15 protein-coding genes are annotated in these 14845 nt (G+C 63.9%); 5 read left to right on the top strand and 10 right to left on the bottom strand.

Annotation, left to right across the window (positions count from 1 at the left end; genetic code table 11):
* Positions 1-602: 602 nt before the first annotated feature.
* Complete coding sequence (locus tag ACX4ZE_RS17055) at positions 603-896, top strand: WhiB family transcriptional regulator (protein WP_480274435.1); 294 nt, start codon at positions 603-605, stop codon at positions 894-896.
* Between the two features lie 6 nt (positions 897-902).
* Here the strand turns inward: ACX4ZE_RS17055 and ACX4ZE_RS17050 are convergent, their stop codons facing one another.
* Complete coding sequence (locus ACX4ZE_RS17050; protein ID WP_480274434.1) at positions 903-1124, bottom strand: hypothetical protein; 222 nt, start codon at positions 1122-1124, stop codon at positions 903-905.
* A 219-nt stretch (positions 1125-1343) separates the two neighbouring features.
* Between ACX4ZE_RS17050 and ACX4ZE_RS17045 the strand changes: the two genes are divergently transcribed.
* Together ACX4ZE_RS17045 and ACX4ZE_RS17040 are read left to right on the top strand one after the other, a co-directional pair.
* A complete protein-coding gene (locus tag ACX4ZE_RS17045) occupies positions 1344-1919 on the top strand; it encodes a sigma-70 family RNA polymerase sigma factor (RefSeq protein WP_480274454.1) in 576 nt (191 codons plus the stop codon).
* Position 1920: 1 nt separating this feature from the next.
* On the top strand, positions 1921-2172 hold the full coding sequence (locus tag ACX4ZE_RS17040; RefSeq protein ID WP_480274433.1) for an RskA family anti-sigma factor: 252 nt from the start codon (positions 1921-1923) through the stop codon (positions 2170-2172).
* Positions 2173-2302: 130 nt separating this feature from the next.
* On the opposite strand, the gene groL is transcribed toward ACX4ZE_RS17040, so the two are convergent.
* The gene (groL, locus tag ACX4ZE_RS17035; protein WP_480274432.1) at positions 2303-3913 is read right to left on the bottom strand and encodes a chaperonin GroEL; all 1611 of its coding nucleotides are present in this window, start codon (positions 3911-3913) and stop codon (positions 2303-2305) included.
* A 252-nt stretch (positions 3914-4165) separates the two neighbouring features.
* Positions 4166-4468 (bottom strand): co-chaperone GroES, encoded by a 303-nt coding sequence (groES, locus tag ACX4ZE_RS17030; protein WP_028479292.1) that lies wholly within the window; start codon positions 4466-4468, stop codon positions 4166-4168.
* A 664-nt stretch (positions 4469-5132) separates the two neighbouring features.
* On the opposite strand from groES, the gene ACX4ZE_RS17025 reads away from it, so the two are divergent.
* Positions 5133-6662 carry an Hsp70 family protein gene (locus ACX4ZE_RS17025; protein WP_480274431.1) on the top strand — a complete coding sequence of 510 codons (1530 nt, stop codon included), beginning with the start codon at positions 5133-5135 and terminating at the stop codon, positions 6660-6662.
* A 34-nt stretch (positions 6663-6696) separates the two neighbouring features.
* On the opposite strand, the gene tsaD is transcribed toward ACX4ZE_RS17025, so the two are convergent.
* The 6 genes from tsaD to ACX4ZE_RS16995 form a co-directional block, all read right to left on the bottom strand.
* Positions 6697-7740 carry a tRNA (adenosine(37)-N6)-threonylcarbamoyltransferase complex transferase subunit TsaD gene (gene tsaD / locus ACX4ZE_RS17020; RefSeq protein WP_480274430.1) on the bottom strand — a complete coding sequence of 348 codons (1044 nt, stop codon included), beginning with the start codon at positions 7738-7740 and terminating at the stop codon, positions 6697-6699.
* Complete coding sequence (gene rimI / locus ACX4ZE_RS17015) at positions 7737-8228, bottom strand: ribosomal protein S18-alanine N-acetyltransferase (RefSeq protein WP_480274429.1); 492 nt, start codon at positions 8226-8228, stop codon at positions 7737-7739. The genes tsaD and rimI overlap by 4 nt, the downstream gene beginning before the upstream one ends.
* 26 nt (positions 8229-8254) lie before the next feature.
* Positions 8255-8971, bottom strand: coding sequence for a tRNA (adenosine(37)-N6)-threonylcarbamoyltransferase complex dimerization subunit type 1 TsaB (tsaB, locus tag ACX4ZE_RS17010; protein WP_480274428.1), 717 nt, complete (start codon positions 8969-8971; stop codon positions 8255-8257).
* A gap of 55 nt (positions 8972-9026) precedes the next feature.
* Positions 9027-9479, bottom strand: a complete 453-nt coding sequence (gene tsaE / locus ACX4ZE_RS17005; protein WP_480274427.1) for a tRNA (adenosine(37)-N6)-threonylcarbamoyltransferase complex ATPase subunit type 1 TsaE — start codon at positions 9477-9479, stop codon at positions 9027-9029.
* 153 nt (positions 9480-9632) lie between these two features.
* Positions 9633-10766 carry an alanine racemase gene (alr, locus tag ACX4ZE_RS17000; protein WP_480274426.1) on the bottom strand — a complete coding sequence of 378 codons (1134 nt, stop codon included), beginning with the start codon at positions 10764-10766 and terminating at the stop codon, positions 9633-9635.
* A 172-nt stretch (positions 10767-10938) separates the two neighbouring features.
* Positions 10939-12384 (bottom strand): NAD(P)H-hydrate dehydratase, encoded by a 1446-nt coding sequence (locus tag ACX4ZE_RS16995; RefSeq protein WP_480274425.1) that lies wholly within the window; start codon positions 12382-12384, stop codon positions 10939-10941.
* A 57-nt stretch (positions 12385-12441) separates the two neighbouring features.
* On the opposite strand from ACX4ZE_RS16995, the gene ACX4ZE_RS16990 reads away from it, so the two are divergent.
* The gene (locus ACX4ZE_RS16990; RefSeq protein WP_480274424.1) at positions 12442-12870 is read left to right on the top strand and encodes a cupredoxin domain-containing protein; all 429 of its coding nucleotides are present in this window, start codon (positions 12442-12444) and stop codon (positions 12868-12870) included.
* Positions 12871-12955: 85 nt separating this feature from the next.
* On the opposite strand, the gene glmS is transcribed toward ACX4ZE_RS16990, so the two are convergent.
* Positions 12956-14839, bottom strand: a complete 1884-nt coding sequence (gene glmS / locus ACX4ZE_RS16985; protein ID WP_480274423.1) for a glutamine--fructose-6-phosphate transaminase (isomerizing) — start codon at positions 14837-14839, stop codon at positions 12956-12958.
* Between the last annotated feature and the right edge of the window lie 6 nt (positions 14840-14845).

Genomic DNA, 14845 nt, shown 5'->3' with positions numbered 1-14845 from the left:
GAGGAAGGCGACGCAGGGCAGACTGGCAATCTCTCGGTTTCCACTGCCGAGTCCATGTTGCCATCAGGTAAATATAGCTCCGGCAACTACTGAGCGCCTGGACCAGGAATTCATAGGCGTTCCACGCAATTAACCCACCCTCTGCGTTTCCGCCATCCCGGATCCGCGAACCTCGAACCCAGCCAGCGGCATCGTGACTGCCGTCACATTCGAACTCGGGAAGACTTGCCCGACAATGTGGCCCGAAAACACCTCCACCTGCGCAAATATCAGCAACCAGGACATATGATCAACTGTGGGACACCAGCTAACCAGCCAGTATCCCGAAAACTATGCGGAAAGTAAATAGTTCAGAGGTTAAATTTGGTGACACGAGATTCCAGGAATTGTCGCATCGAACTATTGACGGAATTTCGCGGCTGGACATAACGTAACTCATCGCCGCGAACGGCGCCGTGCGAAATCGCAGCGACCACGGAGGCCTGACCTGAGTACCCCCGGGTACCTCCAGACGCCTCCAGCCGGCGCGACATCAGGGCCCAAAACTGTTGCAGAACAACTGCTCGACAACGCCGACGAGCTCGCACCACGAGGAGTTCACCATGCCCATGCCTACCCATCTCCCCGGCCCCAACACCGATGTCTGGGATTGGCAGATGAAAGGATCCTGTCGAGGACAGGATTCCGCGGTGTTCTTCCACCCCGATGGCGAGCGTGGCCGGGCCCGTACCGCACGTGAGATGCGCGCCAAGGAAATCTGCCGCACCTGCCCGGTACTCCTGCAATGCCGTGCGCACGCGCTCAAAGTCAGCGAGCCCTATGGTATCTGGGGCGGCATGTCGGAGACCGAACGCGAGATGCACGCACGACGCAGCCGCCGCCGTATGACCGTCTGAACGAATTCACCCCATCCACGCGTTACCGGGCATCGAATGCCTATCGGACAAAGGCCACTGCGACAAGCTCCGGTCGAGCCGTTCATACAACACAGTGATCGACTCCCCACCGAGTTCGGCGTGCAGGCCGATCGGCCACCGCCGATCTGTCGGCCGTTGGCGACGAAGGACGAGATTGTGCAGCTGCCGCCCCACCGCCTTGCGGTAGTGCTCGACATGTCTGCTCACGAGACTTCAAGGGTACCGGCACTTTTCAAGCATTCCGCTCCCTTCGCCTCCTGCGCTTTCAACGAAGACAGGCGCCCGGCCAGTTCGCGGTACCCCACCGAAAGGAGGTTATAGCGACACGCTACGGTGGTGACTGATGACACAGAATGGAGCGTTGTGACGGCGCGGCCGCCAGCCGCAGAGGGCGACTCGTTCCGCAGAGAAGCCTCCCCACCCAAAGTGGATTCCGCGGTGAAGGCGCGCGCAGTCGAAAGCATCGAACTCACTGAGCTTCTACACCGATGCGGTCGAGCCGACCAAAAAGCATTCGTCGAACTGTACGACCGGACGTCCGCACGTGTCTTCGGTCTGGTATTGCGTATCCTGCATGATCCGGGATACGCGGAAGAGACCACACAGGAGGTCTACCTGCAGATCTGGCGGACCGCAGCGAGTTTCGACCCGACCAAAGGCTCGGCGGTGACATGGTTGATGACATTGGCGCACCGTCGCGCTGTCGACCGCGTCCGCGCCGAGCAGGCGCATACCCAACGCGAGGTCACATACGGTATAAGGGTTCTCGGAAACGAGTTCGACGAGGTCACCGAAGAGGTCGAGCGTCGGCTCGAACAGCAGGCCGTCCTGGCGAGCCTGGCTACCCTGACACAGACACAACGGGAAGCTATCTCGCTGGCCTACTATGGCGGGCGAACTTATGCGGAGGTAGCCGCCTACCTCAATGTAGGGTTGCCCACCGTGAAATCCCGAATTCGGGACGGATTGACACGACTGAAGAAAAGTTTGGGGGTGACGTGAGATGAACGAACGCCAGACCGATCTCGCGCACACCGTCGCGCTCGGATCGATCGACGACGGAGACCGTCGCGAGATGCAAGAGCTGCTCGACAGTGAGGACCCCGCGCTATGCGCAGAGTTCACTGAAGAAATCAGACATACACGAGAAGCCCTTTCCGCGCTCGCCACCGCAGTCGCTACCGCTCCTCCGTCGGCGCTGCGTACTCGCCTACTCGCAGCCATCGCCGCCGAACAGCCCCCAGTCGCCAGCTGAAGCCACCTTTCCGCTCCTCAGCTAACTTCCCAACGCTATGGCACACCACGTGCCGAGCCCCGAACCACAAAGGCCCCCGAACCACGTGGTTCAGGGGCCTCGATCGCGCAGGACGCGAACAGCGCCGTGCTCAGTGCGCGTGGCCGTGGTTGTCGTGCTCGCCCTGCTCTTCGACGGGCTTGTCGACCACAACGCTCTCGGTGGTGAGCACCATGCGCGCCACCGAGGCCGCGTTCACAACGGCCGAACGAGTCACCTTCACCGGGTCGACGACACCGTCGGTGAGCAGGTTGCTGTAACTGAGCGTGGCGGCATTGAAGCCCTCCGTACCCTCAACCACCTTGTCAACCACCACAGCACCGTCCAGGCCCGCGTTGGTGGCGATCCAGTACAGCGGGGCCCGCAATGCGGTGCGTGTTACCTCGACGCCGATAGCCTCGTCGCCGGACAACGAGTCGCGCAACGCGACCAGCTTATCGCTCACCTGCACCAAAGCTGTGCCGCCACCGGGCACGATACCCTCTTCCACGGCCGCCTTGGCGGCATTCACCGCGTCGTCGACTCGGTACTTACGCTCCTTGAGCGCGGTCTCGGTCGCAGCGCCGACCTTGATCACCGCGACGCCGCCTGCCAGCTTGGCAAGCCGCTCTTCCAGCTTCTCGCGGTCCCAGTCGGAGTCGGTGGCCTCGATCTCGCGGCGCAGTTGCGCGACACGGGCCTCGGTGTCGGCCTCGGAGCCCGCGCCGTCCACAATGGTGGTGTCATCCTTGGTGACGACAACGCGACGTGCCTTACCGAGCAAGTCGAGACCCGCCTCACGCAAGGATATGCCCAAGTCTGGGTTGACAACGGTACCGCCGGTCACTACCGCCAGATCATCGAGGAATGCCTTACGGCGATCACCAAAGAAAGGTGCCTTCACCGCAACGACCTTGATCGTCTTACGGATCGCATTGACCACCAGTGTCGACAGCGCCTCACCTTCGATATCCTCGGCGATGATCAGCACTGGCTTGCCGCTCTCGGCAATCTTCTCCAGCAGTGGCAAGAAGTCCGGCAGCGAGCTGATCTTCTCGCGGTGCAGCAAGACGAATACATCCTCGACGATAGCCTGCTGGCGGTCGGGATCGGTGATGAAGTAGGGCGAGAGGTAGCCCTTGTCGAACTGCACGCCTTCGGTGACGACCAGATCGGTGTGCAGCGTCGAGGACTCCTCGACCGTAACGACACCATCCTTACCGACAGTGGTCAGCGCTTTACCGACCATCTCGCCGATCTCCTCGTCACGCGAGGACACCGTCGCGACCTGTGCGATGGCCTCCGCACCAGAGACCGGAGTCGCCAGCGCGAGCAGCTCTTCGGAGACCATGTCTGCGGCCTTGGCGATGCCGGAACCGATCGCGATCGGATTCGCGCCCGCCGCAACGTTCCTCAGTCCCGCGCGAACCAGTGCCTGGGCCAGCACCGTGGCTGTGGTCGTACCATCACCCGCGACGTCGTTGGTCTTGGTAGCGACGCTTTTGACCAGCTGTGCGCCGAGGTTCTCGAACGGATCTTCCAGCTCGATATCACGCGCGATGGTGACGCCGTCGTTGGTCACAGTAGGGCCGCCGAACGCCTTCGCCAGCACGACGTGCAGTCCACGTGGGCCGAGGGTGACCTTCACAGCGTCGGCGAGCTTGTCGACACCGCGTTCCAGAGCCCGACGAGCTGTTTCGTCGAACTCGATCTGCTTTGCCATGGGGTTTCGCTCCTGTACTGGATTGCGGCGCTCCCGGGTCCCTTCGTGGTCACGCAGGCTACCGCCTCCGGGCCCATCGCTCACGCCGCTATGGGATTGCGGCGCTCCCGGGTCCCTTCGTGGTCACGCAGGCTACCGCCTCCGGGCCCATCGCTCACGCCGCTGGGGTCTCTATGCCAGGGTGTCAGTGCGGAACGCGTTCCGCCCCGGGTCGCGGAGACACCGGGGCGGAACGCGTAAGTGCCTATTCGGCTACTTGGTGACGACAGCCAGCACGTCGCGCGCCGACAGGATGAGGTATTCCTCGCCCTGGTACTTGATCTCGGTGCCGCCGTACTTGCTGTAGATGACGGTGTCACCCTCCTGGACATCCAGCGGGATACGCTTTTCGCCCTCGTCATCCCACCGGCCAGGACCGACGGCGACAACAGTGCCCTCTTGCGGCTTTTCCTTCGCCGTATCGGGAATGACCAGGCCGGAGGCCGTCGTCGTCTCGGCCTCATTGGCCTGGACGAGGATCTTGTCCTCGAGCGGCTTGATGTTCACGCTCGCCACGTTGAGCCCTCCACTTTCAGGGGATTCGGTCGTCCGGGACTGTTGTCCCGGACTCGTCGGTTCGGTCACGATGCCGACCCTGCGCATAGTCCCGTCGTCGCGGGTGCCGGGATCCCTGCCCAGTGGTCGATCTGCTGGCACAAGCACTACACACAGTGCCGACTAGCACTCTATACATGAGAGTGCCAGCGCTCAAGGTTGGGCGGTGCCAACTTTGTTCGGCGCGCCCGCGACACCTTCGGCTTGGCGATTAGTTCGAAAAACAGTAACGTTCGGATAACGGATTGTGACACTATTGACGACTGTCGCTGTTCGTCCTCTTCACTCGTCGTCAGTCGGCAAAGCCGCCGTCGATCGGCAAGAGTCAGCAAGGCCGCCGGCAGTCGGCAAAGCCGCCGTCAGTCGGCAAGAGTCGGCAAAGCCGAAGCCATGCAGAGGCACCCTGGTGCCCCTGCACAGCCGAAGGCATGCACCACAGGCTTCTACCCGAAACCAACTTCATCAGAGAGCGAATCCACGTGATCCATGACCGGTCCTCGCGACCCACCCGGATGAGGAGCCGGTTCGATTCCCGGTCTGGGTCGCATGCCATCCGCGCAGTCCCCTCACAGTCCATTGGAGATGGTCGGCAACCCCATGACCATCCGCTCGAAGGGAGGTGAACATGCGAACATCCCTCGGCATCTCGGCTGGGGCCGAGGTCGTGTGCTCGGCGCTGGTCGCCACCGCGTCCAACGGTGCCCAAAGTTTCGACTACCGCATCGTCTCCGCCGATGCGGCCCACTCCGATCTCGGCGATCTGGTGGTGTCCTCGATCGAGCTGATGACCACTCGGCTACCGACCTCGACACCGCGCGAGATCATTCCTCCGGTCGGCAGGCGTTTCGCGGACGCGCAGCACGATGCCGAGTCCGTGGCCAACTGTCCACCCACCAGTGTCGCGGTCGCCTACCGCACCAAAGAGCAGGCTACGGTCATCCGCTCGGCCACCGGCAGACAACGTGAATTGAGACTGGTCCCGGAGGGCACCGCCGCGCTGACCTATCTGCGGCACACGGGCCTGCTCGCTCGCTACGACACGATCGCCATCGTCGATCTCGGCGCGACCGGACTCACTGTCACCATCGCCGATCAGACCGACGGCTCCCTGATCCGCTCCGATCGCACCTCTTCCGTCAGTGGTAGGGCCATCGACGACCTGATCTATCACCATTTAGTGAACCTGCACTCCACCCGGCGCGGCACCCGACCGAACCGTGCCAGGCTGACCAACCGGGGCCGCGCGGCCAAAGAACACCTGTCCATCACACCAGCAGTCACGATCGACCATGTCGCCGGACAGCCACTGAAGCTGACCAGAGCCGACTTCGAGGAACTGATCGCAGATCTGCTGCGCACCATGGCGGTTTTCGTCACGACGGTGTTCGCCAAGGTGCCGCAGCCACCACAAGCGGTCGCGGTGATCGGTGGTGGCGCGAATATTCCCGCGGTGATCGGTACCCTAACCACCGCACTGGACGTGCCGGTACTCACTGTGCCCGACCCGGAGGCCGTGACAGCCAAAGGTACAGCGTTGGTCGCGGATTCGATGCAGCCAATGGCGCTCCCGGTAGGCGCGAGCAATGGTGACGCCCCCATCGAGACATTCGCCAAAGTATTCGGCATGGTGGTTGGGGCGATCGTAGTCGTCGGCCTGATCGTCGGCTACGGCGTGAAGACCTTCGCACCGAGCTCGAACGACAAGGTATCCCCTGTGGGCACCACGAGCAGCGCTCTCCCGCTACCTTCGCCGGTTTCGCCGTCGGCCCCTGTAATCCCCACCGCTGTTCGCACTCGAGAGAACATCATCCGAACCACTGGCAGCGGCAGCACACAGATCACTGGCACGCGCGCGCCACAGAGCGGGAGCAGCATTCCACCGACCACACAGGCGATCACGTCGACCCGGATCACACTGCGCCCTGATCCGAACATCCCGCCGATCCCGTTCCCCGAATTGCTCGTCCCGATGTTCAGCGATCCGACTACCCCGCAGGACAGTCCAGCCGATTCGGCACCAGAGGCAGAGGGCCGGGCCGCCGACCCGGTGCCAAAAGCCGAGACGCCCGATCTCAGTACGACACCACCGCCGCCCCTACCACCGAGGGCGAACTCCGGATCGGCGTCGAGAGGAATGCTCACCACATCGAGCTGACTCGGTCACGAGATCGCCAGTCCTGAGGCACGCGTCAGCAGACCTGACTAGTCGATACCGACAGACCTGGATCGGTGGCGACCGTCAGTGGCGACGGTGTAGCACCACCTACGATCACATGTGCACCCAGCGCAGCGATCATCACGCCGTTATCCGTACACAGCCGAGGCTTGGGCACACGTAGGGTCAAACCGGCCGCAGCACAACGCTCCTCAGCCATCGATCGGATTCGCGAATTGGCAGTCGCTCCACCACCGAGCACCAACGTGTCGACACCAGCATCCTGAGCTGCCCGAACAGCTTTCATGGTGAGCACATCCGCGACCGATTCCTGAAATGACGCCGCGATATCGGAGAGGGGCAGGTCCGCCACAGTACTGCCTTGGCGCTGCGCCGCCTCCACGTAGCGAGCTACCGCGGTCTTGAGCCCCGAAAAAGAGAAGTCGTAGCGCGAATCACGTGGACCGGTCATGCCCCTGGGGAATGCGATGGCGCGCGGATCACCGGTAGCAGCGGCAGCGTCCAGTGCGGGGCCACCAGGAAAGCCCAGCCCGAGCAGCCGTGCCACCTTGTCGAACGCCTCACCCGCCGCGTCGTCGACAGTGCTGCCTAGCTCAACGATCGGCTCCGCCAGATCCATGACACGCAACAGGTGAGTGTGCCCGCCGGAGACCAGCAGTGCCACGCACGGCGGCATCGGCCCGTGTTCGAGAGTGTCCACCGCGACGTGCCCGCCGAGATGATTGAGCGCGTAGAATGGTATATCCCAGGCTGCCGCATATGCTTTCGCCGCGGCGACGCCAACCAACAGCGCACCGGCCAGACCAGGTCCGATGGTCACCGCCAGCGCATCCGGTTTGACGATGTCCGCCGCGGACAACGCACGACGCATCGCGGGCACAATCGCCTCGAGATGCGCGCGCGAGGCGATTTCGGGTACGACACCCCCGAAACGCGCATGCTGGTCAACGCTGGAAGCGACCTCATCCGCGAGCAGTTCACACGTACCGTTGGGATTTGCGCGGACAATGCCGACACCGGTTTCGTCGCAAGAACTTTCGATGCCCATGATGATCACGACAGCACCTCGTCCGGTCTACCGGCACACCTCTCACGGTTCGCGCTGATCAACGCGGGGCGGCGCATCGTGTACGCGTCGGCACCACTGGGATGGTAATAGTTCTTGCGCAATCCAATGATGTGGAAGCCGTGTTTGGCATACAATGCGATCGCGGGCGCGTTGTCCGTGCGGACCTCGAGGAACACCGGCCCACCGCGCTCGTCCGCCTCCACGAGCAATGCTTCGAGCAGCAAGGTCCCGATGCCCGCGCGCTGGCAGCCCGGATCGACGCCGATGGTGTGGACCTCGGCCTCAGGATGCTGAGCATTGCCCAACAGAGCGATACCCGCGTAGCCGACCATGTACCCGTCGTGATCGCGCGCGGTGATGTAGCGGTTGTGCGCCCCGGCCAGTTCCGACTGGAACGCCACCGCGGCCCACGGGTCATCCTCTGGGAACAGCACCTGCTCCAGCTCGACGCAACGCGCGATATCGACAGGCGTCATGGAATCGATTCGGAAAGCCACAGGCGTCACGCTCCTGTCCGATCGAGCTTGCGATAGGCGTTCTCTACCGCATCCGGCCTGCGTAGATACATCGGAGTCGGCTGAGTGGGCACTGCGCGAGCGAGTAGCTCGGCCGCAGCCACACGTACCAATCCAGCGGGCGAAGGTGTTTCTACCGGGAGCACGGGCAGATCGAAGAAATCGACATGCGAAGCGGAGCCGACGATCGCTGTGGCCTGCCCCACATAGAGGTCGGTGGGTTTACCTACCTCAGGTCCAGCCACGCGCACACCCGCGCGATACCGCGCCCAGTACACCTCTCGCCTGCGCGCGTCAGTTACCACGAGCAATTCGGCGGTCGATGGGCGATCGACCGAGGGGAGCACGGCAGGATCGAGCGCCGCGTCAACAGCGATCGCGTCGAGACTACACACGCCATACACCGGGATGCTGAGCGCGTCACCGAACGCAGACGCGGTCGCCATGCCGACGCGCAGGCCAGTGAATGGGCCGGGACCGACACCGACCACGACTGCGGCGATATCGGTTCTGGAACAGCCTGCCTCGGCGAGGCATTCGAGAATCTTCGGGGTAAGCACCTCTGCATGGGCACGGGGGTCGACCCGCACCCGGGAAGCGACGGTACACGTCTGGACAGGATCGGCCAGGTCGGCGCCTTGTTCCAGATCCACCAGCCCCGCTGTCACGGCGGGTGTCGCGGTGTCGACGGCTAGTACAAGCATGATTGGCCTAACGATACCGGGTGGTAGCGACCACTGACGCAGAGCTACCTGATAGCTAATCCACCCATTCCCAGGTAGCGGTGCGCACATCCGAATCCGGCTCGCGGGACAACAGCACTCGCAGGTGCCGCTCCGTGAGGTGCTCCACCACCCCGCGGCCCCATTCCACCACGACTACTGCCTGCTGCAGATCGGTGTCCAGGTCCAGCGCGTCCAGCTCATCCAGATCGCCACCGAGCCGATAAGCGTCCACATGCACCATCGACACCGGCGGCGCGCCCGCACGGCGCCCGGCACGATGCTGACGGGCGATGATGAAGGTCGGTGAGCTGACCCGGCCCTGCACGCCGAGCCCCTCGGCGATACCCCGAGTGAGCGCGGTCTTGCCCGCGCCGAGTGGGCCGTCGAGCACTACCAGGTCACCGGCACGCAGGTCGGTGGCCAGTTCGCGACCAAGTGCCTCGGTATCGGCGACTGTGGGCAGAATCCGTTGCCGTCGTTCAGTCACCGGTCACCTCCGAAGCCCTGCATATCGCCGGTCGAGTCGCACCTGCCTGGGCCGGCAATTGTTTCGTCGCGGCATCGATGACGTCCGGATACCGCACACCGGCAAGGCCTCTATAGTCCGCACCGGCACACGACGGTGTCGTTCGCAGGCTGATCATCGGGCACCGCCGATGTAACGCCGAGCGACACGGCCGCGCGGCGCGCACACTACTTCATAGTGGATAGTGTCGAGCAAGTCAGCCCACTCCTGAGCACTCGGTCGCACACCGAAAAGAACGGTGGTGTCACCTTCTTGAACACCCGCCACGTTGTCCTCCAGGTCCACGATGAACTGGTCCATGCATACCCGGCCGATGTTCCTGCGCCTGGCACCACCGAGCCAGACATCGAATCGTCCGCTCAGACCGCGGAACACACCGTCGGCGTAGCCTGCGGGGATCAGCGCGACAGTGGTGTCGCGCGATGCGACCCATTGGTGTGCGTAGGAGACCCCCTCCCCCGCTGCCACCTGCTTGACCAGGGCAACTCGGGCCTGGAAGGTCATCGCAGGCCGCAGGCCGAAGTCATTACCCGGTATCGGGGAGAGGCCGTACACAGCAATGCCTGGCCGCACCAAGTCGAAAGCCAGATCCGGGCGGGTCAGAGTGGCGGCCGAATTGGCCATGTGCACCAGCTCAGGTGCCAAGCCATGTTCCTTGGCCAAGGCGATCGCATCCAAGAACTGGGCGCGTTGCATATCGTTGTTGGAGTTTTCCGGTTCGTCGGCATGCGCGAGATGGGAAAAGATCGCACGCAAATACACCACCTGCTCGTCGACCAGAGCCCTTAACGTCGTCAGCACCTGCGCGTATTCGACCTTGGACACACCGTTGCGGTTCAGACCGGTGTCCACTTTCACCGCGACGGTCGCGGTGCGGCCGGTCTGCCGCGCTGCCGCCTCCACCGCACGCAGCTGGGCCGATGAGGAGACGGCGATCTCGATGTCGGCGACTACCGCGGCCGCGAAGTTCGTTTCGGCATTGTTGAGCCAGCACAAGATCGGCGCGGCGATCCCAGCGGCGCGCAATTGCAACGCCTCCGCCACGGTGGTGACACCCAGCTCGGCTGCCCCCGCGGCCAGCGCCGTCCGGCCCACTTCCACCGCGCCGTGATTGTAGCCGTCGCCCTTCACTACCGCCATCAACCCGGCATTCCCCGCGTATTCCCGCAGGATCCGCACGTTGTGGGCAATGGCATCCAGATCGATGACCGTTTCCACTTGCGCGTTCACGGTTACCGATCCTGCCATTCGAGTCGAAGATGCCGCGAGCGTATTACCCGGATGCCCGTCACGGAGCCGACCCCCCTCCGCGGAACAATATCTGCGATCCGCGCGACCACCCGTACGGGCAGCCCGGCCACCGAGGCACACGGCGCCGTGCTCGAATGACTGACTGCCCAGTCGGTGCGTTTCGGTGCGGTCAGCATGGATACGCGAGGCGCCGGAGCACCCCGATAGCAGGAGAAATATGCGTCGACAGTCGACCAGCCGAGATGGGTGCTCCGGCAGGTGCGTCGTCATGGGCGGCGAGGTCGGCGGCCAGCGCATGCACGCGAGCAGCCGCGGACGCGGACCATCCGGGATCTCTTCCTGTTGCGAGCAGCGCCCCGATGATGCCGGAGAGCACATCACCCGTACCGGCAGTAGCGGCCCAAGAACCGCCGGCCTCATTGACCATAACCGGACGGCCCGGTGCGGCCACCAGTGTTGCGCGGCCCTTCAACAACACGGTCACTTGCCAAGAGTCAGCGAGATCGCGGACGGCAGCCACCCGATCTGCGCCGACCCCGCGGCCGGTGAGGCGAGCGAACTCACCCGCGTGTGGCGTCAGAACGGTCGGAGCGATGCGCTCACGCACCAACTCGGGCGTAGTGGCAAGCATGGTGAGTCCGTCAGCGTCGACGACAACAGGGAGGTCAGTCGCCAAAATGTCTGCGAGACATTGCCCGGCGGCCGCATCGGTGCCCGCACCAGGACCGAAAACCCAGGACTGAACTCTCCCGGCATCAGCAAGCCGCTGGGTGGCGATCACTTCCGGAAGATGGTGCAACACCTCGCCCGCCGCAGTTCCGGCATAGCGCACCATGCCCGAGGTCGCGGCGACGGCGGCGCCTACGCACAACACCGCGGCACCTGGATATCTGGCACTACCGGCACATATGCCAGTGACGCCCCCGGTGTATTTGTCGTCGGTCGCCCCCGGGATCGGCCAGCCCGCACCGATCAAAGCGGGCTCCAACGCGACGAGACCTGGTTCCGGAAGGCGTAAACCAATGGGGACCAGCTCGATTCGGCCGCACTGGGCAGCAGCGAGAGCGTGCACCGGTTTGCGTGCACCGAAGGCGACCGTGACATCCGCGCGGACGGCAGGGCCTTCTAACGCACCGGTATCCGGGTCGGCGCCGCTGGGCAGGTCGGCAGCGACGATCGGAGCATCGAGCGCCGCGACGAGTTCCGCGGCGCGCGGGCGCAGCGGACCACGGCCGGAAAGGCCGACGATGCCATCGATCACCACGTCGGGGCGGCCGACCTGATCGCTGACCCGGCCACCTGCCTTACGCAGTGCGGCAAGCCCTTTCGCATGCGCACGCTCTGGTTGTAATAGCACTGCGGTCACCGCGACACCGCGGCGGCGCAGCTGCGCACCGGCCCAAAGCGCGTCACCCCCATTGTCACCCGATCCGACCAGCAAGGTCACCGCGCGCCCCGCGATACCCCCGGTGCGCTGTGCGAGCTCACCCGCTACCACGGTCGCCAAACCGTGCGCAGCGCGCCGCATGGGCACTCCTTCCGGAACCCGGGTGAACAGCTCGGCCTCCGCCGCGCGCACCTCATCAACGGTGAAATAGCCCTGCTGCGTGGACATCGACACTCCTCTGTCGGTGTGGTTTGCTGCGGATGTGGTCTATTACGCTTGGTCATCATGTCAAGCGCCCGCCGCCGCACGAGAGCCATCCGGATTGTTATGGGAATCACCATCTCGAGTGCGCTGCTATCCGGATGTAGCAGTGCCGAAACCGGCTCGTCGGGCAGCTCCCCGGCACAATCGGCCCGCCCGACGACCACCCTCGCCCAGCAGACCGGCGAGCGCGAACCAGCCACGGTTACTGTCCTTGTCGACAACATGACATTCTCCCCAGCCGAGGTGACCATCAAAGCCGGCGATACGGTCACCTGGAAATTCGACGATAAGGTTCCGCATACGGTGCAGGGGATCGGAGACAAGGCCATGAGCATCAACAGCCCCATCGTCGACAAGGGCGAGTGGAGCCACACTTTCATCGCCCCGGGCACATACCGCTATCTCTGTTCACTGCACCCACAGATGCGCGGGTCGATCACCGTCGAGTAAGAGTTCCCCGGTCGGCCGATACCACGCAGCCGGAGTCGCTGGTATCCGGTGACAGCCGCGCCCGCACGGGTCCGCGGCTGTCGTTCTATTCAACCGTGACGGACTTCGCCAGATTCCGCGGCTTGTCGACATCGTAGCCACGGACCTGGGCTACTTCCGCGGCGAAGATCTGCAGCGGAACAGTCGACAACAGCGGTTGGAACAGCGTCGGCGAGCTGGGAATCTCGATGAGATCGTCGGCGAATGGGCGGACTGTGTCGTCACCTTCCTCGGCGATCACGATGGTGCGCGCACCCCGGGCCTGAATCTCCCGGATATTGCTCAGCAGCTTCGAGTGCAACACCGCGCGTCCTTTCGGGGGAGGCATCACCACAATCACCGGAAGCCCGTCCTCGATCAGCGCGATCGGGCCATGCTTGAGCTCACCTGCCGCGAAACCCTCGGCATGCATATAGGCCAGCTCCTTGAGCTTGAGCGCGCCTTCCAGCGCTACCGGATATCCAACATGCCGCCCCAGGAACAGCACGGTCGGCACATGCGCGAGTTCGCGGGCGATGGCACGCATCTGTGGCGCGGTCTCCAGCACCCGTTCCACCAGCTGTGGCATTGCCTCCAGCTCGGCGAACTCGCGCGCGACCTCGTCCGGGTACTTGGTTCCGCGCGCCTGCGCCAAGGCCAGCCCGACCAGATAATTCGCGGTCACCTGAGCCAGGAACGCCTTGGTCGAGGCGACACCGATTTCCGGTCCGGCCCTGGTATAGAGCACTGCGTCGGATTCACGGGGAATCTGTGCCCCGTTGGTGTTGCAGATGGCGAGGACGCGCGCTTTCTGCTCCTTGGCGTGGCGTACCGCCTCCAGAGTGTCGGCAGTCTCGCCGGACTGGGAGATCGCCACGACCAGAGTGGAGCGGTCCAGCACGGGGTCGCGGTAGCGGAATTCGCTGGCCAACTCGACCTCGACCGGCAACCTGGTCCAGTGTTCGATAACGTACTTGGCCAGCAGACCGGAGTGATAGGCACTGCCGCATGCGACGACGAACACCTTGTCCACATCGCGCAACTCTTGGTCGGCGAGGCGCTGTTCGTCCAGCACGATCCGGCCCGCACCGTCCCGATCTGTGCTGAAATGCCCGATCAGAGTGTCCGCGACCGCGGCAGGCTGCTCTTCGATCTCCTTGAGCATGAAGTAATCGTGACCGCCCTTCTCGGCTGCGGCCAGGTCCCAGTCGATGGTGAACGGACGAGTACGCGCACTGACGTCCGACCCGACGAAATCGGTGACCCGATAGCTGTCCGACGTGATCACGACGGCTTGGTCCTGGCCGAGCTCGACCGCCTCGCGAGTGTGCTCGATGAATGCCGTGACATCCGAGGCGATGAACATCTCTCCTTTGCCGACACCCACGACCAAGGGCGTGGAGCGACGTGCGGCCACAATTATGTCCGGGTGGTCGGCATGTGTGAAGACCAGGGTGAACGCTCCCTCCAAACGGCGCAGCACGGCCAGCGCGCTCGCCGCGAAGTCGCCGGCGGACGGGCCATCCGCGTAGGCACGGGCCACCAGATGCACAGCGACCTCGGTGTCGGTGTCACTGCGCAACTCCACCCCAGCAGTCTCCAGCTCACGACGCAACGGAGCGAAATTCTCGATGATGCCGTTGTGCACTACCGCGACTTTGTCGCTGTCGTCGCGATGCGGGTGCGCGTTGCGGTCGGTCGGCGCGCCATGAGTGGCCCAGCGGGTATGCCCGATACCTGTAGTGCCTGCGAACCGGTCGATCCCGATTTCCGACAGCTCGGACTCCAGATTGGCCAGACGACCGGCCTTGCGTTCCACCGCCAGCCCACCCGCGCCGTTCAAGATCGCGACGCCCGCTGAGTCATAGCCGCGATATTCCATGCGGCGCAATGCGTCGACGACGACGCCTAACGCGTCTCGGTACCCGACGTACCCCACGATTCCGCACATGGCTCC

It is taken from the genome of Nocardia sp. TBRC8007, assembly GCF_056629435.1.
Note: the sequence above shows the minus strand (reverse complement) of the source record. Positions and strands in the feature narration are given on the sequence as shown.

Bases quoted from the DNA above. Each gene is read 5' to 3' on its own strand.
- ACX4ZE_RS17055 (WP_480274435.1), top strand. From the start codon at position 603: ATGCCCATGCCTACCCATCTCCCCGGCCCCAACACCGATGTCTGGGAT.
- ACX4ZE_RS17040 (WP_480274433.1), top strand. From the start codon at position 1,921: ATGAACGAACGCCAGACCGATCTCGCGCACACCGTCGCGCTCGGATCG.
- groL (WP_480274432.1), bottom strand. From the start codon at position 3,913: ATGGCAAAGCAGATCGAGTTCGACGAAACAGCTCGTCGGGCTCTGGAA.
- ACX4ZE_RS17025 (WP_480274431.1), top strand. From the start codon at position 5,133: ATGCGAACATCCCTCGGCATCTCGGCTGGGGCCGAGGTCGTGTGCTCG.
- rimI (WP_480274429.1), bottom strand. From the start codon at position 8,228: ATGACGCCTGTCGATATCGCGCGTTGCGTCGAGCTGGAGCAGGTGCTG.
- tsaB (WP_480274428.1), bottom strand. From the start codon at position 8,971: ATGCTTGTACTAGCCGTCGACACCGCGACACCCGCCGTGACAGCGGGG.
- alr (WP_480274426.1), bottom strand. From the start codon at position 10,766: ATGGCAGGATCGGTAACCGTGAACGCGCAAGTGGAAACGGTCATCGAT.
- ACX4ZE_RS16995 (WP_480274425.1), bottom strand. From the start codon at position 12,384: ATGTCCACGCAGCAGGGCTATTTCACCGTTGATGAGGTGCGCGCGGCG.
- ACX4ZE_RS16990 (WP_480274424.1), top strand. From the start codon at position 12,442: ATGTCAAGCGCCCGCCGCCGCACGAGAGCCATCCGGATTGTTATGGGA.
- glmS (WP_480274423.1), bottom strand. From the start codon at position 14,839: ATGTGCGGAATCGTGGGGTACGTCGGGTACCGAGACGCGTTAGGCGTC.